This window comes from Leucobacter sp. NPDC077196, from assembly GCF_040687075.1.
Classification (GTDB): Bacteria; Actinomycetota; Actinomycetes; order Actinomycetales; family Microbacteriaceae; genus Leucobacter.
The window spans coordinates 73,439-97,580 of record NZ_JBFBML010000004.1 but is presented as its reverse complement, the minus strand read 5'-3'; the positions used below and the strand labels follow the sequence as shown (position 1 = coordinate 97,580).

The following is a 24,142-nucleotide window of genomic DNA, read 5'->3' as shown; positions in this document are numbered from 1 at the left end:
CGCCGAAGCGAGGCTTTTCGAAGAAGTGGTGGATCTAAGGGGACTCGAACCCCTGACCCCCTGCATGCCATGCAGGTGCGCTACCAGCTGCGCCATAGACCCAGGGAAGTCGAGCGAATGCTCGCCCGACAACTCTTCTACTGTACATCACCCGGACACACGAGAGCCAAATCGATAGATCTCGGGCGCGTCACGTTTACTCGGCCGTGGAGGCCTGCGGAGCCTCGGGAATCAAGGCAGCCGTGTCGATCGTCGGGCAGTCCTGCCACAGCTTTTCCAGCTGGTAAAAGTCGCGCTCTTCCTGATGGAATACGTGAACGATCAGGTCACCGAAGTCGAGCAGGATCCAGCGACCGCTCTCGCGCCCCTCGCGTCGCACCGTGCGGACGCCCGCACCGTTCAGGGCATCCTCGATGCCATCGGAGATTGCCTGGACGTTCCGCTCGACGGAGCCGGTGACGATGAGGAACACATCGGCGAGGCCGAACTGCTCCGTCACTTCGAGCGCGACCTGCGCGGTCGCCCCCTTCTCGTCGGCGGCGACCACCGCGTACTTCAGGTCGGATCGCACGTCGCGTGTATCAGTTGCAGCGTTCAGTTCATGTCCTTCGTTCAGAGAATGTGGTTTCGGCCGGTCAGCCGAAGAAGCCGTTGCTCGCACCCCAGGCGCCGAGCCCGACGACGACCACGAGCAGGCCGCCACCGGTCAGAGAAAGCACGAGCGGGAGCTTGCTCTTCTCCCGGGTCGGCTTCGCGACCACCGGTATCCCGGAATCGACTCGGGCGCTGACCGCGTGTCTGGCGGAGACCGGAGCGGGGCCCTCGTTCCCCTCGTCTCGCTGCGGCATCTGATCTCCCGTGATCGGATGCATCTCGATCGAATCATGCAGCGCAGAGTGCCCGCCGGTCTCGCCCAGCGATCTCGGCAGTTTCAGCGACCCGGTGACGTAGAGATCACCGGTCGCCCCGAGCGGGCCCGTCAGGCCGCCGGTGTCCTCCGGCATTGTGGGGAGAATGAGCGCAGAGGTGCCCGTGCTCCCAGTCGACCCCTCCTGCGCGACGGCGCGCGAAATGAGGTCGTCGAAATCGCCACTCTGCGGCGTCTCTCCCGTATTCGGGAACTGACGCCCTGAGGGATCGTCGAACACCGACCGCCATTCCTCCGGCGGAGCGATGTCGGGGAACGAGTAGCTTTCGCGATGCTGCGGGTTGGCGCCGCCCTGCTCGCGCGGCCCATCGGTCGTCGCGGGCTTGAGCTCGGCACCCTCTTGAGCAACGGAGCTCGACGGCTCATCGTCAGCCGCTTGCGTGGGAAGCGCGACGGTCTCCGGAGGCGCTACCGGAAGATCCTCGGGCGCTTCGCTCGGCACCTCGGGCTGGGCCGCTTCCAGCACTGTCGTCTCAGCTTCGACAGGCGGCGCGGGCTCGGCTTCGACCAGCTCCGCCTCGATGACGGGCTCGGGTTCAGCTTCCGGCGCGGTCTCCGCTGCCGAATCGACGTCGACCGCCGTTTCATCCGCGACGATGGGCTCGGGTTCGATGACCGGTTCGGCTTCACGGGCGGGCTCGGTTTCTGGCTCGGAGCTCGCCTCGGCTCGACCGCCCGCAACTTCGCCGGTCTCCGCCCCGTCCGCTTCGCCCGCTTCGCCCGACTGCTTCGAACGCTGCCAGGGAAATCGACGCTTCGGCTTCGCCGGAGCTTCTGAGGCAGCAGGCTCGCCGAATTCATCACTCGCCGACGCAGGGCCGGGCGCAGACTCCTCGGATGCGGATTCCTCGGGTGCAGATTCGTCCGGGGCCGAAACCTCGGTGGCCGAAACCTCGGTGGCCGAAACCTCGGTGGCCTGACTCTCCGGCGGCGCCGGGTCAGCCGAATCCTTCTCATCCATCGCCTCTGCCTCGCGCAGCTCCTCAACGGTGAAGGGCTCGGTCGGTGGCGACATCAGCGTGTCGAAGTCCGGTTCGTCCTGAGCCGGAGCAGGGGCAGGGGTCTCAGTCCCGTCGGCCGCCGTCTCCGGGCCGCTCGCGTCGAGCGGTTCCGAGACGGTGGTGTCTGGGCCCGGCAAATTCTCGCCAGCAGCAGCGCCGGCCCCCTCAGGCTCGGTCACCGCGACCTCAGCACTGTCTGCCGCAGCGCGCCCCTGGGCCGCGAGCGCTTCGTCTCGCAGCTGACGCATTTCGCGACGGCTACGCGGCGTCCCATCCTCGTGGAAGGGAGAAATCTCGATCGGCGACTCGGGCGCCGGTGCAGCAGCGGGCACTGCAGAGGTCGGCGCATCGCCGTCGCCCACGATCTCCGAGAGATCCATGGCGCCGGTTTCTCCCAGGTCGCGCATGCGCCGCTCACGCCGGGTCAGCGGTCGTTGTTCGTCCTGCTCGCTCATCTACTCTGTCGCTTCCTCGGTGTATAGCCCGTGCTTCGCAATGTACTGCACCACACCGTCAGGGACGAGGTACCACACCGGATAACCTCGGGCGACTCGTGCCCGACAGTCCGTCGACGAGATCGCCAGCGCGGGAACTTCCAACAAGCTTACGTGCTCCTCGGATAATCCCGAAAGCGAGAGGTCATGCCCCGGGCGGGATACGGCGATGAAGTGAGCGTAATCCCAGAGGTGCTCCACGTCTTTCCAGCTGAGGATCTGCTCGACGGCGTCGGCGCCCGAGATGAAGAAGAGCTCCGCGTCCGGGTGCTGCTCATGCAGATCGCGGAGCGTATCCACGGTGTACGTCGGTCCCGCGCGGTCCACGTCGACTCGACTGACCGTGAATCGCGGATTCGAGGCGGTGGCAATCACCGTCATCAAGTATCGATGCTCGCTCGCCGAAACGTTCTGCTTCTGCCACGGGCGGCCCGTCGGCACGAACAGCACTTCGTCAAGGTCGAAGCTCTGAGCCACCTCGCTGGCAGCCACGAGGTGACCGTGGTGAATGGGATCGAATGTACCGCCCATCACCCCGATCCGACGTGTGTGTGACACGGTCGGCGCGCTCGTCTAGTGGTGGGTGGCTGAGCCGTGCTCGCGAGCGTAGGCGTCGGCCTTGGCGGAGTGACGGTTTGCGACATCACGGAATGAGAAGGTCACTGCTGCGATAACGCAGAACAGCGCGAATACGATCACGCCGAAGACGACGGCCGGGAACGGCAGCTCATTGACGACGTGGTGCCCCTCTTCGGCGGCAGCTGCGATCGTGGCAAGAAGTGACATTGGTGGTCCCCTGCATTCGTGACGGTGAATGGTACCGAATCAGTCTAGCGGGTGAGGTCAGCGGATCTGGCCAGCGCCGCGCACCAGCCATTTCGTGCTCGTGAGCTCGGGGAGGCCCATCGGGCCGCGCGCGTGCAGCTTTTGGGTCGAGATGCCCACCTCGGCGCCGAATCCGAATTCTCCTCCATCGGTGAAGCGCGTCGAGGCGTTCACCATGACCACGGCCGAGTCGACCTCGGACAGGAACCGCTCGGCGTTCGCGTAATCCCGCGTGACGATGGCCTCGGTGTGACGTGTCGAGTAGCGTTCGATGTGTGTCAGGGCATCGTCGAGCGAATCCACGACCTTGATGCCCATTTCGAGGGCAAGATGCTCCGTGGCCCAGGTCTCGTCGCTCGCGGGTACGACCCCCGATACGCGCTCCGCTGTCGCCTGATCCCCGTACACGGTCACGTTCGCGGCGAGCAGAGCCTCCGAGAGCCTTTGGAGCAGACGATCTGCGGCGCCGCGATGCACGAGGAGCGTCTCCGCTGCATTGCACACGCTCGGTCGATGCGTCTTCGCGTTGAGCGCGATCTCGACGGCCATGTCATCATCGGCCGACTCGTCGACGAACACGTGCACCACTCCTGATCCGGTCTCGATCACCGGGACCGTCGACTCGTTGACGACGGTCGAGATGAGCGACGCACTTCCCCGCGGAATGAGCACATCGACATAGCCTCGTGCGCGCATGAGCCTTCCGGCGCCCTCGCGTCCGAACGGATCGATGGTCTGCACCGCTTCACCGTCGAGCCCAGCGCCAGTTACCGCTTTCTGTATCAGCGCGACAAGTGCGGCGTTCGTCTGCTCAGCCGCGCTGCCACCGCGCAGCACGACGCCATTGCCGCTCTTCAGCGCCAGGGCAGCGATATCGATCGTCACGTTCGGCCGGGCCTCGTAGATCGCGCCGATCACGCCGAACGGCACGCGCACTTGGTTGATCATGATGCCGTTCGCCAGAGTGCTCCCACGCACCACCTGACCCACCGGGTCGGGCAAGGTGGTGAGCTCGCGAACCGCAGCGGCCAGGCCAAGCACCCGCGACTCATCGAGCCGCAGACGGTCGAGCAGGCCGACTCCGATGCCGTTCTCCTCACCCCGGGCAAGATCCTGCGCATTCGCGGCGACGATTTCCGGAATCGAGCTCTCGAGACCGACTGCGATCGCCTCGAGCGCGGCGTTCTTCGAAGCGGTGGTCGCAGTGGCGAGCGTTCGAGCAGCGTGGCGCGCACGCTCGAGCCGCTCCAGAAAAGCATCGGCAGCAGACATGAGCATCAGCCTAGCGCCTTCCTCGCCCCTGGATCAGCGCTGCTCGGTCTGCTCCGAGCGGGCCGTCACGGACGAGCAGCGAAGCGGGTGCCGTGGTCGGTGCCGTCGAGCACCGAGGCGAGCAGGCGGGTCTCTGTAAGCAGCACGGTCGCGCCCGCATCGGCAGCGAGACGCGCCGCCTGCACCTTCGTGGCAGCGCCGCCGGTGCCCCAGCCAGACTGGCTTTCACCGATCTCGATCCCCTCCAGCGGGTCTCCAAATGCGACCTCAGCGATGCGCACGGCGCCGGCGATCATCGGTGGCGCCGTGTACAGCGCGTCGACGTCGGAGAGCAGCACCAGTCGATCAGCGTCAACGAGGCGAGCGACGAGCGCGGCGAGGCGATCGTTGTCGCCGAACCGAATCTCGTGGGTCGCCACCGTATCGTTCTCGTTGATGATCGGAAGGATGCCGAGCTGCAGCAGCCGTTCGATCGCGCGGCGGGCGTTGTCTCGGTGGGTGGGATTCTCGATATCGTGAGCCGTGAGCAATACCTGACCCGCGATGATCTCGTGCGTGGACAGCGCCCGCTGGTACCGGTTCACCAGAATGTTCTGGCCGACCGCCGCCGCCGCCTGCTGCGTCGCCAGATCTTCAGGGCGATCCTCGAGCCGCAGAAACGGCACTCCCGTTGCGATTGCACCGCTCGAGACGAGAATCACCTGTGCGCCCGCAGTATGCAGCCGAGCGAGCGAGGCGACGAGCTCCGGAATCTGAGCCGCATTCTCACCGCTGACGGAGGAGGAACCCACTTTCACCACGACCCGATGGGCCCCGAGCAGCTCGTCGCCGTGCGTCACGCCTGATCCTCCCAGAGCCCCGCCTTCCGCTCGCGCTCGAGCTCGGCGCGCGCTTCGGCCTTCGCGTCCATAAGGCCGTGGTAGTCGACACGACGTTCCTGGTTGGTGCGGCGACCGTTGGGGTCGACACGCAAGTCGGTGCCGCGAGCGCCCATCTGCACTTCGGCGGCGCTCGTCATGGTCGGCTCCCAATCGAAGACGACGCCCGATCCGGGACCGATCACCACCGTCGATCCGGCGACCGCCCCCGCCTTCACGAGCGCGTCCTCGATGCCGATCTTCTGCAGACGGTCAGCCAGGTACCCCACGGCCTCGTCGTTCTTGAAGTCCGTCTGCGCGACCCAGCGCTCGGGCTTCGCGCCCAGAATCCGGTACAACGTTCCGTAGCTTCCACCCTCGGGCACGACTCGGAACCCGCCATCGTCCACCGCCTTGGGCTGCAGCACGATGCGCTCTTGCACGGGGGCCTCGTCGATGCGTCGCTGGCGTTCGGTCTCGACCAGCTCTGCGAGCGCGAAGCCCAGTTCTCGAAGCCCCTCGTGCGACACGGTCGAGATCTCGAAGACGCGATACCCCTGCGACTCGAGTTCCGGCCGCACGAACTCAGCCAGTTCTCGCCCCTCCGGCACGTCGATCTTGTTGAGCGCGATGAGCTGCGGCCGGTCGAGGAGTGCAGTCTGCCCTTCGGGGACCGGGTAGGCCGCGAGTTCGCTCTTGATGACCTCGAGATCGGAGATGGGATCGCGCCCCGGTTCGAGAGTCGCGCAGTCGAGCACGTGGAGCAGAGCGCTGCACCGCTCGACGTGGCGCAAGAAGTCGAGGCCGAGCCCCTTCCCCTCGCTCGCGCCCTCAATGAGACCGGGAACGTCGGCGACCGTGAACCGGTGGTCGGCGACCTGTACGACCCCGAGGTTCGGGTGCAGCGTGGTGAACGGGTAGTCGGCGATCTTCGGCTTGGCGGCGCTCATCGCCGCGATCAAGCTCGACTTGCCGGCGGACGGATACCCGACCAGCGCGACGTCGGCGATCGTCTTGAGTTCGAGCGTGAGCGAACCCGCCCAGCCGTCGGTGCCCAGCAGTGCGAAGCCCGGAGCCTTGCGCTTCGTGCTTGAGAGTGCGAGATTGCCCAGACCTCCCACGCCGCCCTTCGCGGCGATAAACCGCGTTCCGGGTTCGGTGAGGTCGATCAGGGTCTCCCCCGCTTCATTCTTCACCACGGTACCGACAGGAACCGGCAGCACCAGGTCGGCGCCATTCGTTCCGGCTCGGTAGTCGCCAGCCCCGTAGCCGCCGTTCTCGGCGGTGCGGTGCGGTCGGCGGTGGTAATCGAGCAGGGTGGTCACCTGCGGATCGGCAACCAGGACCACGTCACCACCGTGCCCGCCTGCACCGCCATCGGGGCCGGCGAGCGGCTTGAACTTCTCACGGCGGATCGACACGCAGCCGTTTCCGCCGCGGCCTGACTGGACGTGCACTTGCACCTGATCGACGAACGTGACCATTACTGAATTCCCTGCCCTAGATACGGCAAAAGGCGAGCCGAAGCCCGCCTCGCCGTTGAATGCCTGAAGTTAGGCTGCGGCCACGATGTTGACGACCTTGCGGCCGCCCTTCGCACCGAACTCGACCGCGCCCGCTGCAAGAGCGAACAGGGTGTCGTCTCCGCCACGCCCGACGTTCGCGCCGGGGTGGAAGTGGGTTCCGCGCTGACGGACGATGATCTCGCCTGCGTTCACCTGCTGACCGCCGAAACGCTTCACGCCGAGGCGCTGCGCGTTCGAATCGCGGCCATTGCGGGTGGAGCTGGCGCCCTTCTTATGTGCCATGAGTCTCTACTCCTTGAATCGTAGTCGAAGCGATTACTTGATGCCGGTGACCTTGAGACGCGTCAGATCCTGACGGTGTCCCTGGCGGCTCTTGTAACCGGTCTTGTTCTTGTATCGCTGGATGACGATCTTCGGGCCGCGGAGGTCGTTGAGCACCTCTGCGGTTACCGTGACCTTGGCCAGCGCGGCTGCGTCGGTGGTCACCTGGTCGCCGTCGACGAGGAGCACCGCGGGAAGCTGAAGCTTGCCCGTGGAGTCGCCCGAAACACGGTTGACGGTGATGATCGAGCCGACCTCGACCTTTTCCTGACGTCCGCTTGTGCGCACTACTGCGTAAACCACTTCATACCCTTTTCTCGAGGATCGCCTTGCGTGTCGAACCGCAGCGCCGCCGCGATCGAAGCTTGTGTTCGCCACCCCAAAGAGTGGCACCAACGGTCAATAATATCTCGAAGCACCGATTTTGGTCAAATAGGATCCCCCGCGTGTCACGATCGCCCTGAATCCTTGAGCTTGGCCGTCGCATCCAGCGCTTCAGCGAGCGCCAACTGCGCCGCCTGCTTGGGGTCGGCCGGAGCACTCTCCGCAGCTCCCGCCGGGTTCGTGCCCACGTCGACGCGCTCGGTCTCCGACCCGCCGCGTAGCGGAGCGGTCGAGACACGACGATTGCGCGCCCTCCCGTTGCCGGCCGCCGGTGCCGCGGGAAGGGCTTCGAGCACAGAGTCGAGCAGACCGCCTCCTGAAGTCGGCTGCACGCGCTCCTGACGGGGCTCCGCAGGTCGCCCGCCCCGCTCTGCTCCCAACTGGGCGCGTCCGGTGGCGCGGGGCGCCTCAGGGCCAGACGCCTGAGAATCGCGCGATTCTTCGCCGGCGGCCACTACGCCCTGCAGTGCCCGCACGAGCTCGTCCTGCTGCGGCTCCTTCGCAGCGTGCAACGTCGATGCTGCGACCTGCGCCAGCATGTTCTTCGCACCGTCCGTGATCGCGTGGGTCTGCGCCTTCGCCTCGGTCGGCTGGTGCTGCTGCGCGTGCTGCTGCGGTTGCGGGTGCTGCTGCTGGCCCTTGCTACGCTTCGATCCGCGCGCGGGAGCTTCACTGCGATGGTGCTTGCTCACCGGCTCGTGATGCACGATGACGCCGCGGCCGGCGCAGACGTCGCAGGGCTCACTGAACGATTCGAGGAGACCGAGACCCAGCTTCTTGCGAGTCATCTGCACGAGTCCGAGCGAGGTGACCTCGGCGACCTGATGCTTCGTCCGATCGCGGCTGAGGCACTCCACCATGCGACGGAGCACGAGATCGCGATTCGATTCGAGCACCATGTCGATGAAGTCGACCACGATGATGCCGCCGATGTCGCGCAGTCGCAACTGGCGCACGATCTCCTCGGCCGCCTCGAGGTTGTTCTTGGTCACGGTCTCTTCCAGGTTGCCGCCCGATCCGACGAACTTTCCGGTGTTGACGTCGACGACCGTCATCGCCTCGGTGCGATCGATCACGAGCGAACCGCCGGAGGGAAGCCAGACCTTGCGGTCGAGCGCCTTTGCGATCTGCTCGGTGACGCGGTACTCGTCGAAGATGTCGCGCTCAGCGTCGTACTGCTCGACGCGCTCGAGCAGATCCGGTGCGACCTGCGAGAGGTAGTTCTCGATCGTGGCGTACGTATCCGCGCCCGAGATCGTCAGGCGGTGGAAGTCCTCGTTGAAGACGTCGCGCACGATCTTGATGAGCATGTCGGGCTCCGAGTGCAGTAGCACCGGCCCGCCGCCCTTCTCGACGCGCTTCTGAATCGACTCCCACTGGCGCGTGAGCCGCTGAACATCGTGGGTCAGCTGGTCCTCGCTGGCGCCCTCTGCGGCCGTGCGCACGATCACGCCGGCACCGTCTGGCAGCACCGCCTTGAGAATCTTCTTCAGGCGAGCGCGCTCGGTGTCGGGGAGCTTTCGCGAGATACCGTTCATCGCCCCGCCCGGTACGTAGACCAGAAAGCGGCCGGGGAGGGAGATCTGGCTCGTCAGACGGGCGCCCTTGTGGCCCACCGGATCCTTCGTCACCTGCACGAGCACCTGGTCGCCCGGCTTCAGCGCGTTCTCGATCCGTCGGGCGGTGTTGCCTCCCTCGAAGTCCGACCAGTCGACCTCGCCCGAGTAGAGCACCGCGTTGCGGCCGCGACCGATGTCGACGAAGGCCGCCTCCATGCTCGGGAGCACGTTCTGCACGCGGCCGAGATACACGTTGCCGATCAGCGAGTTCTCGCTGGAGCGCGCCACGTAGTGCTCCACGAGCACCTTGTCCTCGAGCACGCCGATCTGCACGCGGTCGGCAGTGGTGCGAACGATCATCTCGCGATCGACGGACTCGCGGCGCGCGAGAAACTCCGATTCGGTGATGACCACCCGGCGGCGACCAGCGTCGCGTCCGTCGCGTCGACGCTGCTTCTTCGCCTCGAGGCGGGTGGATCCCTTCACCTTCTGCGGCTCAGTGATGACCGGAGCCTGTCGCGGCTGGCGACGCGGCGCCTCTTCGTCCGGTGCCGTCCCGGTCTCACTCAGCGAACGCTTACGGTTGCGGCGCTGGGATGCCGCCGACTCCCGCTCCTCCGACGCGTCATCGCGGGAGAAGCGCTCATCGAGCAGATCGTCGAGCTGCCGAAGCTCGTTCGGTCGGAAGTCGACGCGCCGGGGTCGCGGTGCGATCGGAGGCACATCCGGCGCGAGGAAGATGAGCCGGGTCGTTGCGCGGAACCGCTCCTCGGGCGACATCTCAGCAAGGGGCAGGATGAGTTGGGGCGTCTCGCGCGGCGGGCTCTGCTCGCTGTCCGGGGCGGCATCAGCTCCACTCGAGGCTGCAGGCTCGCCATCGCTCGCAACGGACTGCTCAGAAGCATCCGCGCCTGCGGAGAGCTCCAGATCTTCCGAGGGCGCGTCGGCCGCGTGGTCGTACTGTTCCGGTGTCGTGTTCTTCACCATTCCTGGTGTCTCCTCTGCCCCGGGAGAATGCGCATTCCCCTGGGGTTGCTCATCTGTGCGGTGTCATCCGCAAATCCTGTTCTCCGCGAACGGGTTCGCTCGCGCTCGGTCGTTCATCGACCGGTGAAAGTCCATCGACCTTCAAAAGACTGTGCGTGAGATTCGCCGGTCGGGCGCCTCTCACCATCACCATTATGTCATGACCGTGTCCGGCCGTGGCCGTGGAGATGAACTCGCAGCCAGGAGCAGTAGGATCGCGCCATGAGTTCAGAGCTCCGCGCCCCGTCCCGATCCGTCGCATTCGCAGTATTCACGGTGGTCGCTGGAGCTATCGGATGGTTCGCGTCCTTCGAGCTTCTCACGGAGTACGTCAAGACGCTGCAGAACCCCGACTACATACCGAACTGCTCGGTCAGCATCCTCGTCACCTGCGGCCCCAACATGGCGTCGTGGCAGGGTGCGCTGCTCGGTTTCAGCAATACCATCATCGGCGTCGCTGCATTTGTCGCGCCGATCGCGGTCGGTGTTGCGCTTCTGGCCGGAGCGCGGTTCGCACCGTGGTTCTGGGTGGCCTACCAGATCGGCTTGCTCGGTGGGTTCGCGCTCGTCACCTGGCTCTTCGTGCAGAGTGTCTTCGTGCTCGGCACGCTCTGCCCGTGGTGCATGGTGGTCTGGACGGTGACGATTCCCCTGTTCTGGGTCACGTTGTTCCGCCCGTATGCTGTCGGAGACATCCCGGTCACTCCGAGACTGCAGCGCGTCTTCGCCCGCTGCTTCAGCTGGAACTGGGTAATCATTCTGGTCTGCTTCGCCGCGATCGCGTTCGTCGCGCAGCTGCAACTCGACTGGGTTTCAGAGTTCAGCCGCGGCTGACGAGATCATGCCAGAGGCGATCCGCCTGCGCGAGCGACTGCTCGAGCGTGCCTGATGTGTCGATGACGACGTCGGCGATTTCTCTTCGCTGCGCGTCGTCGCCCTGGTTGGCGATCCGCTGACGCGCTGCTTCCTCCGACATGCCACGCAGCCCGACCATGCGCTCCACCCGCGTCTCGGCATCCGCCTCCGCGACGACGATGAGATCCCACGGCTCGTCTCGCGCGTCGGTCTCGGCCAGCAGAGGCACCTCGTACACAACGATTGCCGCAGGATTCTCAGCCCGCGCTTGTTCCACGCGCTCCCGGAAGAGCCGTCGCACCTCGGGGTGAACGATCGAATTGAGGTCGCCCAGTGCCGCGGCGTCGCCGAACACAACCGCACCGAGTGCGGCGCGATCCAACGAACCGTCAGCCCGAACCATTTCCGTCCCGAATCGCTCGATCACCCGCACGAGTCCGGGGGAACCGGCGGCCACGGCCTCGCGGGCGAGTGCATCGGCATCGATGCGAACAGCGCCGAGTTGCGCGAGACGGGCTCCGATCGTCGATTTCCCGGCGGCGATCCCGCCCGTCAAGCCGATCAATTGCATGCTGTCAGCTTATCCGGCGACACCGTAGGCTGATTCCCAGGGAGGCGAACATGCTCGAGATCATCACCGGAGTCGTGCTTGCGGCATCAGCGGGCCTCAACGCGTACATTCCGCTGCTCGGCGTAGGGCTCTTGTCGAGATTCACCGAGTGGGTGAGTCTGCCGAGCGGCTGGAGCTGGATCGAGAATGACTGGTCTCTCGGCATTCTGGCTGTGCTGCTCGCGTTCGAGATTCTCGTCGACAAGGTTCCGGCGCTCGATTCGGTCAACGATGTGCTCCAAACTCTGATCCGGCCTGCCTCCGGAGGCATGGTCTTCGCGGCCGGAGCTGGAAGCGACACCGTGGCGGTGTCGGATCCCGCCGCATTCGTCGACTCGGCCGACATCTGGCCGGTGGTTCTCGGAGCGGCTGTTGCTCTGGTACCGCACGCACTGAAAGCTCTCGCCCGCCCCATACTCAACGTGCTCACGGCGGGGGCCGGCGCCGCGGTGGCGAGCACGTTCGAGGACATCGGCGCCGTCGTACTCACCGTTCTCGCAGTCATCGCTCCGCTCGTCGCGCTCGTCGTGCTCGGTTTCGTGATCTTCATACTCGTACGCAGGCTCCGCCGCGCGCTCCGAGAGCGACGCACCCGCGCGATCGCGGGTGCGTCGCTCTCGTAAGACCTCCCCGCATACGCGGGAAGGCCCGGCCCCCGAGAACGGGAAACGGGCCTTCCGGGCACTGCGGGAGAGCTTAGTTGCCCTCGAGCTGAGCCTTCAGCGCCGCGAGAGCGGCATCGTCGGCCAGAGCGCCGGCAGAAGCCGCGTCACTCGAGAACGTCGAGGAGGGAGCTTCAGCGGTGGGCGCTGCGGCGGCCTCGGCCAGCATCGAAGCGACCTGCTTCTTGTGGGCTTCCCAACGCTCCTGGGCAGCAGAGTATTCCTGCTCCCACTTCTCGCGCTGCGACTCGAAGCCTTCCTTCCACTCCTGCGTCTCGGGATCGAAGCCCTCGGGGTACTTGTACTCGCCGTTCTCGTCGTACTCCGTGGTCATGCCGTAGAGCGCCGGGTCGAACTCGGTGCCCTCGGGGTCCACGCCCTCGTTGGCCTGCTTCAGGCTGAGCGAGATGCGGCGGCGATCGAGATCGATATCGATGATCTTGACGAAGACCTGCTGGCCGGCCTGAACGACCTGCTCAGCGAGCTCGACATGCTGGCCCGACAGCTCCGAGATGTGCACGAGGCCCTCGATGCCGTCTGCAACGCGAACAAATGCACCGAAGGGTACGAGCTTGGTGACGACGCCCGGCGCGATCTGGCCGATCGCGTGGGTGCGTGCGAATACCTGCCACGGGTCTTCCTGCGTCGCCTTGAGCGACAGCGAGACGCGCTCGCGATCGAGCTCGACGGAGAGCACCTCGACGGTGACCTCCTGGCCGACCTCGACGACGTCGGAGGCGTGCTCGATGTGCTTCCAGGAGAGCTCGGAGACGTGCACGAGGCCGTCGACTCCACCGAGATCGACGAACGCACCGAAGTTGACGATCGACGAGATGACGCCCTTGCGGACCTGACCGGGCTTGAGCTCGGCGAGGAAGGAAGAACGGGTGGCCGACTGAGTCTCCTCGAGCAGCGCACGGCGCGAGAGCACCACGTTGTTGCGGTTCTTGTCGAGCTCGAGAATCTTCGCTTCGATCTCCTGGCCCAGGTACGGGGTGAGATCGCGCACGCGGCGCAGCTCGATGAGCGAAGCCGGGAGGAAGCCGCGGAGCCCGATGTCGACGATGAGGCCGCCCTTGACCACCTCGATGACGGTGCCGGTGACGACACCCTCGTTCTCCTTGATCTTCTCCACGTCGCCCCAAGCGCGCTCGTACTGAGCACGCTTCTTCGACAGGATGAGGCGACCTTCCTTGTCCTCCTTCTGGAGCACGAGCGCCTCGACGGAATCGCCGACCTCGACGACCTCACCGGGGTCGACGTCGTGCTTGATGGACAGCTCGCGCGAGGGGATGACGCCCTCGGTCTTGTACCCGACGTCGAGGAGTACCTCGTCGCGGTCGATCTTCACGACGGTGCCCTCGATGAGGTCGCCGTCGTTGAAGAACTTCAGGGTCGATTCGACCGCTGCAAGGAAGTCTTCGGCTGAGCCGATGTCGTTAACTGCGACCTGCTTGCGTTCGGTCGTTGCGTTCGTCATGTAATTGGTCTCCAGAATGGACAGGGTATCGAGGCGGAAACGCGCCGATTACGGCCGAATCCCGAAGATTCGAGAACGTTTCCACATGTGGACATGGTTGAGTCGCCACAGATGTGACACTTCATACTACCCGGGGACGCGCCCGGGTTCAATCACGCAATTCAGTCGGCGCGTCAGTGTGCTGCAGCGTTCCAGTTGGGTCCGTGACCCACCTGCACTTCGAGCGGCACGGAGAGCTCCGCGGCGCCGGCCATCTCCTCACGCACGATCGCTTCGAGGGCGTCCCACTCCCCTGGCGCGACTTCGAACATGAGCTCGTCGTGAATCTGGAGCAGCATGCGAGATGCCATGCGCGCTTCGTTCATACGGGATTCAACCTTGATCATGGCGCGCTTGATGATGTCTGCAGCCGATCCCTGAATGGGCGCGTTGAGCGCGGCTCGCTCGGCGTTCTCTCGGAGTACCCGGTTCGGGCTCGCAAGATCGGGGAACGGACGGCGTCGACCGTAAATGGTCTCGGTGAACATGTCGCGCTTCGCCTGATCGACGACCGAGCGGAGGTAATCGCGCACCCCGCCGAACCGCTCGAAGTAATCGGTCATGAGCTGCTTCGCTTCGGCCGCGCTGATATTCAACTGCTTCGACAGCCCGAACGCCGAGAGCCCGTACGCAAGACCGTAGGACATCGCCTTGACCTTCGATCGCATCTCGTTCGTCACGTCTTCCGGCGCCACGCCGAAGATGCGCGCGCCCACGAAGCGGTGCAGGTCTTCGCCTTCGTTGAACGCCTGGATGAGTCCTGCGTCACCCGAGAGGTGCGCCATGATCCGCATCTCGATCTGGGAGTAATCCGCCGTCATCAGCGTCTCGAACTCGCTGCTGTGAATGAATCCCTCGCGAATGCGTCGACCCTCTTCGGAGCGCACGGGAATGTTCTGCAGGTTGGGGTCCGTCGACGCCAACCGCCCCGTGCTCGAACCCGTTTGCACGAAGGTCGTATGAATACGTCCATCGGCCCGCACGGACTTGATCAGCGTTTCGATCATCTGCCGCAACTTGTTCGCATCGCGGTGCCCGAGCAGGGCATCGAGGAACGGATGCGGCTGCTTGGCCTGCAACTCGGCAAGCGCGGCCGCATCAGTGGTGTATCCGCGCTGCGTCTTCCGCGTCTTCGGCATGTCGAGTTCTTCGAACAGCACCTCTTGCAACTGCTTGGGCGACGACAGATTGACCTCGTGCCCGATGGCGTCGAATGCCTCCTGCTGCAGGCGGGCGACACGCTCGGTGAGTTCGGCATGCTGCGCTTCGAACAGGGGCGCGTCGATCTGCACTCCGCGGTGCTCGAGCCCGTCGAGCACCGCCACGAGTGGAAGCTCGATGTCGCGATAGATCTCGCCCGAGCGCGACTCGAAGCGTTCCACGGCCGCCTGGTGCGTGCGCACTGTGTACCACGCGAGCGTCGCGGTGTCGGCAACGCTGCCCTCTTCGGGAACGAGCTGATTCGGGTCGCCCGCCGGCACCTGTTCGCCGAGATATCTGAAGACGGCGTCTGCGAGGCTCTTCTCTGCAGCTGAAGGACGCAGCACCCATGTGGCGAGGAGTACATCGCCGGCGATCCCGCCGATGCTGACACCCGCGTGACGCGCGACCGCAAGCTGCTGCTTCGAGTCGAAGAAGACCTTGGAAGCGTCGGACGACAGCCACTGCTCGAAGAGGACGAAATCACGACCGCCGGGTTGCCAGTCGAAGCGCACCGAGGAGTCTGCGGTAGCCACACCCACGTCGTACCCGCCATCGAGTTCGCGAATGAGCACCGCCGGCGCTTCGTGCTTCGCAAGCCAGTCGGCCAGCTCCTCGTCGATCAGGTTCTTGGGCTCAGGACGATCGGGGGCCAGCGCCGTCGTTGTGGCGATCGCTCCCCCAGCCGGCACGTCGGCGCCGGCGAGTTTGCCCACGCGCTGCAGCAGCGTGCGGAACTCGAGCTGTGCAAAGATCTGCTGCACGGCCGACATATCGATCTCGCCGCGCTTCAGGTCATCGAGCTCGAGGTCGAGATCGACGTCGCGCACGAGCCGGTTCAGTCGACGGTTGCGCTCGGCGAGATGCGCATGTTCGCGCAGGCTCTCGCCGACCTTGCCCCCCACTTCGTCCTGACGACGAAGAATCTCCTCGAGCGACCCGAATTGGTTGATCCATTTGACGGCCGTCTTCTCGCCGACCCGCGGAATCCCCGGGAGATTGTCGCTCGTCTCCCCGACGAGCGCCGCGATCTCAGGGTACTGCTCGGGCCGAATTCCATAGCGCTCCATCACCTTCACGGCGTCGTACCGCGTCAGCTCGCTCACGCCCTGCTTCGACGGGTAGAGCAGCGTGACCCGGTCGTCGACCAGCTGAATCGTGTCACGGTCGCCACTGACCACGAGCACACGGTAGCCGTGCTCGGACGCCCGGGTCGCGAGCGTCGCGAGGATGTCGTCGGCTTCGTAGTTCTCCTTCTCGATCGTGCGGATTCCCATCGCGTGCAGCGCATCCTGCAACAACGGAATCTGCCCCTTGAACTCCGGGGGCGTCTCACCACGGGTGCCCTTGTACTCGGGGTACTCGTCAGTGCGGAAGGAGTGCCGCGAAATATCAAACGCCACGGCCAGCGCGTCGGGCTGTTCATTGCTGAGCAGGTTGATCAACATGGCGATGAAGCCGTGGATCGCGTTGGTGTGCTGCCCCGACTGCGTCTGGAAGCTGTCTACCGGGAGCGCATAGAACGCGCGGAAAGCGAGCGAGTGGCCGTCGATGACCATGAGAGTAGGCTGAGTGTTCGACACGTGCCCAGCCTACAATCCGCCACCGACATTCCCCAGGGCGGACGCGGTCGCTCGGGATCCGCGCGTGTCATCGACACGACGAAAGGCACCCATGGTCGTCCTCCCCAACGCTGCATCTCCGATTCCAGGCGACGGCATCGAATACATCCGCCACCGCGGGTTGGGCGCTCTGGCCGAACGCATGGGGATCGAAATGACGGAGTTCACCGCCGAACGCGCCGTCGCAACCATGCCCGTCGCAGGGAACACGCAACCGGTGATGCTGCTGCACGGGGGCGCGTATGTCGTGCTCGGCGAGACGTTGGGCTCGATGCACGCCAACTTTCACGCGCCCGAGGGCCACGTCGCCGTCGGACTCGACATCAATGCCACCCATACCGGGTCCGCGACCGAGGGGCACGTCACTGGAGTGTGCACACCGATCAAGCTGGGCAAGAGCGTGGCGGTGCACGAGATCGTCGTGACGGATGCCCGTGGTCGACGGTGCTCGACCGTGCGCATCACGAATTTCTACAAGCGAGTCGCAGAGTAGCGAGGCACCGGGGCGGCGTGGCTTCTCCAACACAGAACGCCCCGGCCCGCGTGAGCGGAACCGGGGCGTTCGGAAAATTGCCGACTAGTCCTTCTTCGGACCCAGCTGATCGATGATCGTCTTCGCGACATCCTGCATCGTCAGCCGTCGATCCATGGACGCCTTCTGAATCCAGCGGAACGCCTCGGGCTCGCTCAAACCCATCTTGTCGTTCAAGATGCCCTTGGCGCGGTCGACGAGCTTCCGAGTCTCGAAACGCTCCGCGAGGTCCGCGACCTCACTCTCCAAGGCGACGATCTGCTGGAAGCGAGACAGTGCGATCTCAATCGCGGGAATCAAGTCTGCCGGGGTGAAGGGCTTCACCACATAGGCGAGAGCTCCCGCCTCGCTCGCGCGCGCGACCAGTTCTCGCTGGCTGAACGCCGTGAGCAGCACTACCGGCGCGAGGTGCGTCTTGTTAATGCGCTCCGCCGCGGAGATGCCATCGAGCTGCGGCATCTTGACGTCCATGACCACCAGGTCAGGGCGCAGTTCTTCCACGAGCTTCACGGCAGTTTCGCCGTCTCCGGCCTCACCGACCACTTCGAAGCCGTTATCGCGCAGCGTCTCGACGATATCGAGGCGGATCAGGGATTCGTCTTCCGCAACGACAACGCGTCGCGGAGCGCTCGGTGCAGTGCTCTGGTCATTCACTGTTCCAGCTTACGTCATTCTCCCTGTGCGTTTTCGCCCCCTATTCGAGATTCGCGACGGGTTCGGGATCTTCGGTGTCTGCTTCACCGAACTCGGGCGCCTCGGGGTGTCCGTGCTGCACGAGGAGGTCGTCGTCTTCCTTCGGCTGCGACAGTGGCGCGCGGCCCTCTTCCCCGTCGGGATGCGCACTCGTATTGTTCATCGACATGATGTCCTCCTCTGATGGATGGACTTCAAGTGTGCAGCGGGCCATTTCGAGATGCCAGGGGCTAGCCTGAGCGCCCGCGCAGCTCTACCCTGCCCTCAGCTTCCTCGCTGACACGACCTCACCTGCGCTCGGAGCCCTCTCCTGGCAACGAAGAAGCCCCCGTTCCGCCGCGATCCGCGACGAAGCAGGGGCTTCGTGTTCGTGCCGAATGCGGGACTTGAACCCGCACGCCTTTCGGCAACGCATTTTGAGTGCGCCGTGTCTGCCAATTCCACCAATTCGGCGAACTCCCCAAGCCTACCGCACGGGGAGGCGGGTGTTAATCCGACGCGGGCTCGGTGCCCTTCGTGAACTTCCGCGGTCCCGCTTCGGGCAACAGGCCCGTGGCCTCCCCGATGCGATGGATGCGCAGCGTGTTCGTCGTGCCCACGACCCCGGGAGGCGATCCGGCGATGATGACGACCTTTTCGCCGACCTCGACGCGTGAGTGTTCGAGCAACACCTTGTCGACCTGCACAAACATCTCGTCGGTGCTGTCGACGCGAGGCACCTCGTAGCTGCGAGCACCCCACGTGAGTTCCATGCGACGGCGGGTGTCAGGATCGGGCGTGAACCCGATGATCGGCATCGGACGCCGGAGCCGCGACATGCGGCGCACCGTATCGCCCGACTCCGTGAAGACGCAGATGTACCGGGCTCCGACGAAGTCGGCGACATCGGACGCTGCGAGCGTCAGCACGCCGCCCTGCGTGCGCGGAGCGGCACCCAACGGTTCGATGCGGTCGAGCGCGTGATCCTCAGTCGCTTCGATAATCTTCGCCATCGTGGCGACGGCCTCGATGGGATACGCTCCGACGCTCGTCTCTCCCGAGAGCATGACGGCGTCAGCACCGTCGAGCACGGCATTCGCACAGTCAGACGCCTCGGCGCGCGTCGGTCGCGGATTCTCGATCATCGATTCCAGCACCTGGGTGGCGACGATGACCGGCTTCGCATTGCGACGGGCAATCGTCACCGCCTCAGCCTGCACCAGCGGCACCCGCTCGAGCGGCAGTTCCACACCGAGATCGCCGCGCGCCACCATGATGCCGTCGAACGCCGCAACGATGCCCTCGAGGTGCTCGACGGCCTGGGGCTTCTCGATCTTGGCGATGACCGGCAGACGCACGCCGGCCTCATCCATGATCTCGTGCACGCGCGTGATGTCGGCGGCGTCGCGCACGAACGAGAGTGCGATGTAGTCGACGCCGAGCGCGAGCGCCCAGCGCAGATCCTCTTCGTCCTTGTCGGAGAGCGCCGGCACGTTGACCGCGACGCCGGGCAGGTTGATCCCCTTGTTGTTGGAGATCGATCCGGGCACCTCGACCACGGTGTAGACCGTGTCCTCCGTGACGCGCACCGCGCGCAGGGTCACCTTGCCGTCGTCGATCAGGAGTGGGTCTCCGGCGCTGACGTCACCCGGCAGCCCCTTGTGCGTCGTCCCGCCGATGGTGCGATCTCCCACGACGTCGCGCGTCGTGATCGCGAACTCATCGCCGACCGCCAATGCGTACGGCCCGTCCTCGAAGACGCCGAGACGAATCTTCGGCCCCTGCAGGTCGGCGAGCACCGCGATCGGGCGACCAACCTCGGCCTCGGCACGACGGATGTTGCGGTAAATGCCCTCGTGCACGTTGTACGTGCCGTGAGACATGTTGAGCCGTGCAACATTCACGCCGGCCTGTATCAGCGCGAGCGTGTGGTCGTAGCTGGAAACAGCGGGTCCCCAGGTGGCGACGATCTTGGCGTGACGCATGCAGCGTGCTCCTTCGGTTAGCGGGTCTTGCCGGGGTGGGCGCCGAGGGCTGGCTCCAGCTCGGCTTCGGGGGCATCAGTGTCGTCGGCCGCCGACGCGGATGCAGCGTCACCGCGATCGATCACGTGATAGTACTCATTCGCATCGGCCGTCTCCGCGAGCACGTTGTCGCCCGGGTGACGGCGGCCGGGCAGGTACACCGTGTTCTCGAGCCCTACGTGTCGGCGACGGCGCAGCACGAACAACAGGATTCCGACCACGACAGCGAGGAGGGCGGCGATCACGTTGGTGCGCAGACCGAGGAAGATGAGGCTCGGGTCGACGCGCAGCGACTCCGTGAACGCACGGCCGATGCCGTACCAGATGAGGTACATCGCGAAGAAGGTGCCCCAGCGCGGCCGCCACTTCCGCTCGATGGCCAGCAGTACGACGATCCCGAGAATGTTCCACAGGGCCTCGTAGAGGAACGTCGGGTGGAACAACGTGCCCTCGGGGAGGCCGATCGGGAAAGCCGAGTTCGTCGACTCGATCTCGAGACCCCACGGGAGGGTGGTGGGCCCGCCGAACAGCTCGTGATTGAACCAGTTGCCCAGTCGGCCGACCGCCTGCGCCAGCAGCAGGCCGGGCACGAGCGCGTCGGCGAACGACCAGAATCGGATGCCCGTGATGCGCGACGCGATGAGCACGCCGATGCCGCCGCCGATGAGCGCGCCGAAGATGGCGATGCCGCCGTTCCAGAACGCGAAGATCTCGAGCGGGTTCTTGCCCGCCCCGAAGTAATCGCCCCAGTGAGTGACGACGTGGTACAAACGCGCGCCGAGGATGCCGAGCACCAATGACCAGACGAGGAAGTCGAAGACCGCTCCTCGCTCGCCTCCACGCTGCCCGAGTCGCCGTGCGGTCCAGATCCCGGCGGCGATGATGCCGACGATGATGCAGAGCGCGTAGAAGTAGATCCGCAGCGGTCCGAGCTGCAGATACTGCAGCTCGGGACTCGGAATGCTCAACGGGAGAATCATTCACTCCTCTTTCGCCAGCGGCTACACACCGCAGGACACTGATGGATACCGCGCAGCCGAGCCGCGCGGCGGACGGGTCAATCTTAGCGCGCGGTGCCTCGGGCGATGCCCGCGACCGTCTCGGCGAGCTGCGGCACGCCGCCGTCGCGGAGGGCGCGCACAAAGGCGGTACCGACGATCGCACCGTCCGCATACTCGAGGGCTGCGGCTACCTGCTCGGCGGTTGAGATGCCGATGCCGACGCACGCCAGTGCGGCGCCCTGCTCCCGGAGTCGAGCGGTCAGCCCGCGCGCAGCGGCATCGAGCTCAGCACGCTCACCCGTGATGCCCATCGTGGACACCGTGTAGACGAAGCCCGTGCTCGAGCGGCTCACGAGACCGAGCCGCTCATCGGTGGAACTCGGGGCGGCCAGGAAGACGCGGTCGAGGCCGTGTACATCGCTCGCCGCGATCCACTCATCCGCAGCATCGGGCGTGATGTCGGGGGTGATGAGCCCGGCTCCGCCTGCGGCGGCGAGATCGCGGGCGAATGCGTCGACCCCGTACTGCATGACGGGGTTCCAATAGGTCATCACCAGCACCGGCACATCGACGGCTTCGCGGACGCGCCGCACCGCTTCGAAGACATCGGCGAGACGGAAACCGCCCGCAAGTGCCGTCTGGGTCGCTTCCTGGATCACGGTCCCATCCATGACGGGATCGGAGTACGGCACGCCGAACTCCAGGACATCTGCGCCACTGCGCGCCATCGCAATGGCCGCCTCGATGCTGGTGTCGAGATCGGGGAACCCGACCGGGAGGTACCCGACGAGCGCACCCCGGCGTTCCTGATTCGCAGTGCGAATCGCTTCTGCGACGCTTGACACCTGCTCGGTCATCCGTCGACCTCCGGTCCGTCCTCGGCGAGCAGTCCGAAGTACCGGCCGGCCGTCGCCATGTCCTTATCGCCGCGACCCGACAGACTCACGAGAACGACCCCGTCGGGGCCGAGTTCCGAGCCGATTCGCTGCGCGCCCGCGAGGGCGTGCGCGGATTCGATTGCCGGGATGATGCCCTCGGTGCGGCTGAGTAGCCGCAGCGCCTGCATCGCCTCGTCATCGGTAGCGGGAATGTACTCAGCGCGTCCGATATCGGCGAGCCACGCGTGCTCAGGGCCGACTCCCGGATAGTCGAGACCTGCAGAGATCGAATGCGACTCGACGGTCTGCCCGTCCGCATCTTGCAGTACGTAGGTCTTCGCTCCGTGAAGCACGCCCGGCCGCCCGCGCTCGATCGACGCCGCGTGGTGATCGGTATCGACCCCGTCTCCCCCGGCCTCCACACCGTACAGACGCACATCGGCGTCGTCGAGGAAGGCGTCGAACATGCCGATGGCGTTCGAGCCGCCGCCCACGCAGGCGACGACCGCATCGGGCAGGCGACCAATACGCTCGAGCAGCTGCGCACGCGCCTCTTCGGAGATGACCTTCTGAAAATCGCGCACCATCGCCGGGAACGGGTGCGGACCCGCTGCGGTGCCGAAGATGTAGTTCGTGCGGTCGACACTCGCGACCCAGTCGCGATACGCCTCGTTGATGGCATCCTTGAGCGTGCGAGACCCGGTTCGCACCGGAACGACCTCGGCGCCGAGCAGACGCATCCGAGCGACGTTCAACGCCTGTCGCTCGGTATCGACCTCGCCCATGTACACCGTGCAATCGAGCCCGAAGAGTGCCGCGGCGGTCGCAGTCGCGACTCCGTGTTGGCCGGCACCCGTCTCAGCAATGACGCGCGTCTTGCCCAGTCGCTTGGTGAGCAGTGCCTGGCCGAGCACGTTGTTGATCTTGTGCGAGCCCGTGTGATTGAGGTCTTCGCGTTTGAGGAACACGCGGGCGCCTCCGGCGTGCTCGGCGAATCGCGGCACTTCCGTGATCGGGGATGGACGACCGGCGTAGGTGAGCAGCAGTTCGGCGAGCTCGGCGCGAAAGGCGGGGTCAGCCTGCGCCTCGGCGTAGGCGACCGTGAGCTCGTCGATCGCGGCGATCAGGGACTCCGGCATGAATCGCCCCCCGAACTCTCCGAAGAACGGACCGTGCTGGTCGCGAAGGCTGGTCACTCCGGTAGTCGATTCGGTCACTAGTGTCCTTTTCAGCTCTCGACGTTTCAGACGCTCACGTACGATTGCAGCGTGGCGATGGGATCATTGGTCACGAGCGCTTCCCCGACGAGCACCGCATCGGCGCCCGCTTCCCGGTAATGCTCGACATCGGCAACGCTCAGCACGGCCGACTCCGCGACGCGGATCACTCCGGCAGGAATCTGATCTGCGACGCGACCGAACAGGTCTCGGTCGAGTTCGAACGTGCGCAGATCGCGCGCATTGACGCCGATGAGCTGCGAACCGAGATCGACGGCACGCGCAACCTCATCAGCGCTGTGCGCTTCGACGAGCGGAGTCATGCCGAGTTCGCGGATGACACTGTGCAGGCGGAGCAACCGATCCTGCGGCAGCGCTGCGACGATCAGCAGCACGAGATCGGCACCCGCCGCCCGAGCTTCGAGCACCTGGTACTCGTCACCGATGAAGTCCTTGCGCAGCACGGGAATGCTGATCGCCTTGCGCACCGCTTCGAGATCGGCGAGCGACCCCTTGAACTTTCGTTCCTCGGTGAGCACACTCACCGCGCTCGCACCGCCCGCCTCGTACTGGCTGGCGAGGTCGTGCGGTTGCGCGATGTCAGCGAGATCGCCGCGCGACGGGCTGGCCCGCTTGACTTCGGCGATCACTTTCATGTGCTCAGCCGGCTCGAGTGCCACGAGGGCGTCCAATGCCGGTCGGGCCGCAAGTGCCTCGGACTCGACTACGGAATAGGGCCGGCGCTCGCGACGCGCTGCGGCGTCCTCGAGCGATCCGGCCAGGAGATCTTCAAGCACGTCAGTCGTGAGCTGGAGGGGTGAACTTGGGGCCGTTCACTCCGTATCCGGCCTTCGAGAGGATCCAACCGAGCAGCGCGCCCACCACGACCACTCCCACGCACGCCCAGACGAGAACGGGCATGTCAAGGAAGAAGAAGACGGTGCCGGCTGCGATGCCGATCAGCATCACTACGACCGCCGTCCACGCGGCAGGCGAATCACCGTGACCGGGGTCTCCGTGCTGGGTACTCATGAATCTCCTCTGAACAGATTTCGACGGTTCCAGACTAGCGGAAATCTGTGACGCATTCCGGCACCGCCCCTGACCGGTCGACCGATCACGATGCTCGCGGTTCGTCAGCGCTTCGTCATCGGTTC

The 24,142-nt window shown here is 65.4% G+C and carries 24 protein-coding genes and 2 tRNA genes; 3 read left to right on the top strand and 23 right to left on the bottom strand.

Annotation, left to right across the window (positions count from 1 at the left end; all coding sequences use genetic code 11):
- Positions 1-26: 26 nt before the first annotated feature.
- The 11 genes from AB0O71_RS06285 to AB0O71_RS06235 form a co-directional block, all read right to left on the bottom strand.
- Positions 27-102: transfer RNA gene (locus AB0O71_RS06285), tRNA-Ala, on the bottom strand.
- A gap of 94 nt (positions 103-196) precedes the next feature.
- On the bottom strand, positions 197-571 hold the full coding sequence (gene rsfS, locus AB0O71_RS06280; protein WP_363743329.1) for a ribosome silencing factor: 375 nt from the start codon (positions 569-571) through the stop codon (positions 197-199).
- A 64-nt stretch (positions 572-635) separates the two neighbouring features.
- The gene (locus tag AB0O71_RS06275) at positions 636-2,384 is read right to left on the bottom strand and encodes a hypothetical protein (RefSeq protein ID WP_363743327.1); all 1,749 of its coding nucleotides are present in this window, start codon (positions 2,382-2,384) and stop codon (positions 636-638) included.
- Positions 2,385-2,981, bottom strand: a complete 597-nt coding sequence (gene nadD / locus AB0O71_RS06270) for a nicotinate-nucleotide adenylyltransferase (protein ID WP_363743325.1) — start codon at positions 2,979-2,981, stop codon at positions 2,385-2,387. It abuts the gene before it with no gap.
- 15 nt (positions 2,982-2,996) lie between these two features.
- Positions 2,997-3,209 (bottom strand): hypothetical protein, encoded by a 213-nt coding sequence (locus tag AB0O71_RS06265; RefSeq protein ID WP_363743323.1) that lies wholly within the window; start codon positions 3,207-3,209, stop codon positions 2,997-2,999.
- 57 nt (positions 3,210-3,266) lie between these two features.
- Entirely contained in the window at positions 3,267-4,520 is a 1,254-nt protein-coding gene (locus AB0O71_RS06260) for a glutamate-5-semialdehyde dehydrogenase (RefSeq protein ID WP_363743321.1), read from the bottom strand.
- A 65-nt stretch (positions 4,521-4,585) separates the two neighbouring features.
- A complete protein-coding gene (gene proB, locus AB0O71_RS06255) occupies positions 4,586-5,359 on the bottom strand; it encodes a glutamate 5-kinase (protein WP_363743319.1) in 774 nt (257 codons plus the stop codon).
- On the bottom strand, positions 5,356-6,861 hold the full coding sequence (gene obgE, locus AB0O71_RS06250) for a GTPase ObgE (protein WP_363743317.1): 1,506 nt from the start codon (positions 6,859-6,861) through the stop codon (positions 5,356-5,358). Before obgE ends, proB begins: the two co-directional genes overlap by 4 nt.
- A gap of 69 nt (positions 6,862-6,930) precedes the next feature.
- Positions 6,931-7,185, bottom strand: coding sequence for a 50S ribosomal protein L27 (rpmA, locus tag AB0O71_RS06245; RefSeq protein WP_010157307.1), 255 nt, complete (start codon positions 7,183-7,185; stop codon positions 6,931-6,933).
- Positions 7,186-7,218: 33 nt separating this feature from the next.
- On the bottom strand, positions 7,219-7,527 hold the full coding sequence (gene rplU / locus AB0O71_RS06240; protein WP_363743314.1) for a 50S ribosomal protein L21: 309 nt from the start codon (positions 7,525-7,527) through the stop codon (positions 7,219-7,221).
- 146 nt (positions 7,528-7,673) lie between these two features.
- Positions 7,674-10,154 carry an Rne/Rng family ribonuclease gene (locus AB0O71_RS06235; RefSeq protein ID WP_363743312.1) on the bottom strand — a complete coding sequence of 827 codons (2,481 nt, stop codon included), beginning with the start codon at positions 10,152-10,154 and terminating at the stop codon, positions 7,674-7,676.
- A 261-nt stretch (positions 10,155-10,415) separates the two neighbouring features.
- Between AB0O71_RS06235 and AB0O71_RS06230 the strand changes: the two genes are divergently transcribed.
- Positions 10,416-11,027 (top strand): vitamin K epoxide reductase family protein, encoded by a 612-nt coding sequence (locus tag AB0O71_RS06230; protein WP_363743310.1) that lies wholly within the window; start codon positions 10,416-10,418, stop codon positions 11,025-11,027.
- On the opposite strand, the gene coaE is transcribed toward AB0O71_RS06230, so the two are convergent.
- On the bottom strand, positions 11,014-11,619 hold the full coding sequence (coaE, locus tag AB0O71_RS06225) for a dephospho-CoA kinase (protein WP_363743308.1): 606 nt from the start codon (positions 11,617-11,619) through the stop codon (positions 11,014-11,016). The genes AB0O71_RS06230 and coaE overlap by 14 nt on opposite strands.
- A 50-nt stretch (positions 11,620-11,669) precedes the next feature.
- Between coaE and AB0O71_RS06220 the strand changes: the two genes are divergently transcribed.
- The gene (locus tag AB0O71_RS06220; protein ID WP_363743306.1) at positions 11,670-12,281 is read left to right on the top strand and encodes a DUF4126 domain-containing protein; all 612 of its coding nucleotides are present in this window, start codon (positions 11,670-11,672) and stop codon (positions 12,279-12,281) included.
- A gap of 73 nt (positions 12,282-12,354) precedes the next feature.
- On the opposite strand, the gene rpsA is transcribed toward AB0O71_RS06220, so the two are convergent.
- Positions 12,355-13,800, bottom strand: a complete 1,446-nt coding sequence (gene rpsA, locus AB0O71_RS06215; protein WP_363743304.1) for a 30S ribosomal protein S1 — start codon at positions 13,798-13,800, stop codon at positions 12,355-12,357.
- A 173-nt stretch (positions 13,801-13,973) separates the two neighbouring features.
- A complete protein-coding gene (gene polA / locus AB0O71_RS06210; protein ID WP_363743532.1) occupies positions 13,974-16,598 on the bottom strand; it encodes a DNA polymerase I in 2,625 nt (874 codons plus the stop codon).
- Positions 16,599-16,713: 115 nt separating this feature from the next.
- On the opposite strand from polA, the gene AB0O71_RS06205 reads away from it, so the two are divergent.
- Positions 16,714-17,154, top strand: a complete 441-nt coding sequence (locus tag AB0O71_RS06205; RefSeq protein ID WP_363743301.1) for a hotdog fold thioesterase — start codon at positions 16,714-16,716, stop codon at positions 17,152-17,154.
- A gap of 84 nt (positions 17,155-17,238) precedes the next feature.
- Here the strand turns inward: AB0O71_RS06205 and AB0O71_RS06200 are convergent, their stop codons facing one another.
- The 9 genes from AB0O71_RS06200 to AB0O71_RS06160 form a co-directional block, all read right to left on the bottom strand.
- Positions 17,239-17,847 (bottom strand): response regulator, encoded by a 609-nt coding sequence (locus AB0O71_RS06200; RefSeq protein ID WP_363743299.1) that lies wholly within the window; start codon positions 17,845-17,847, stop codon positions 17,239-17,241.
- A gap of 40 nt (positions 17,848-17,887) precedes the next feature.
- On the bottom strand, positions 17,888-18,055 hold the full coding sequence (locus AB0O71_RS06195) for a hypothetical protein (protein WP_363743297.1): 168 nt from the start codon (positions 18,053-18,055) through the stop codon (positions 17,888-17,890).
- Positions 18,056-18,257: 202 nt separating this feature from the next.
- Positions 18,258-18,339, bottom strand: a tRNA-Leu gene (locus AB0O71_RS06190).
- Between the two features lie 35 nt (positions 18,340-18,374).
- Positions 18,375-19,850, bottom strand: a complete 1,476-nt coding sequence (gene pyk, locus AB0O71_RS06185; RefSeq protein WP_363743295.1) for a pyruvate kinase — start codon at positions 19,848-19,850, stop codon at positions 18,375-18,377.
- 17 nt (positions 19,851-19,867) lie between these two features.
- Positions 19,868-20,869 (bottom strand): prolipoprotein diacylglyceryl transferase, encoded by a 1,002-nt coding sequence (lgt, locus tag AB0O71_RS06180; RefSeq protein ID WP_363743292.1) that lies wholly within the window; start codon positions 20,867-20,869, stop codon positions 19,868-19,870.
- Between the two features lie 83 nt (positions 20,870-20,952).
- Entirely contained in the window at positions 20,953-21,747 is a 795-nt protein-coding gene (gene trpA, locus AB0O71_RS06175) for a tryptophan synthase subunit alpha (RefSeq protein WP_363743289.1), read from the bottom strand.
- Positions 21,744-22,985 carry a tryptophan synthase subunit beta gene (trpB, locus tag AB0O71_RS06170; protein WP_363743286.1) on the bottom strand — a complete coding sequence of 414 codons (1,242 nt, stop codon included), beginning with the start codon at positions 22,983-22,985 and terminating at the stop codon, positions 21,744-21,746. The genes trpA and trpB overlap by 4 nt, the downstream gene beginning before the upstream one ends.
- Before the next feature lie 26 nt (positions 22,986-23,011).
- Entirely contained in the window at positions 23,012-23,782 is a 771-nt protein-coding gene (gene trpC / locus AB0O71_RS06165; protein WP_363743283.1) for an indole-3-glycerol phosphate synthase TrpC, read from the bottom strand.
- Between the two features lies 1 nt (position 23,783).
- Positions 23,784-24,017 (bottom strand): DUF6704 family protein, encoded by a 234-nt coding sequence (locus AB0O71_RS06160; protein ID WP_010157323.1) that lies wholly within the window; start codon positions 24,015-24,017, stop codon positions 23,784-23,786.
- Positions 24,018-24,142 lie beyond the last annotated feature (125 nt).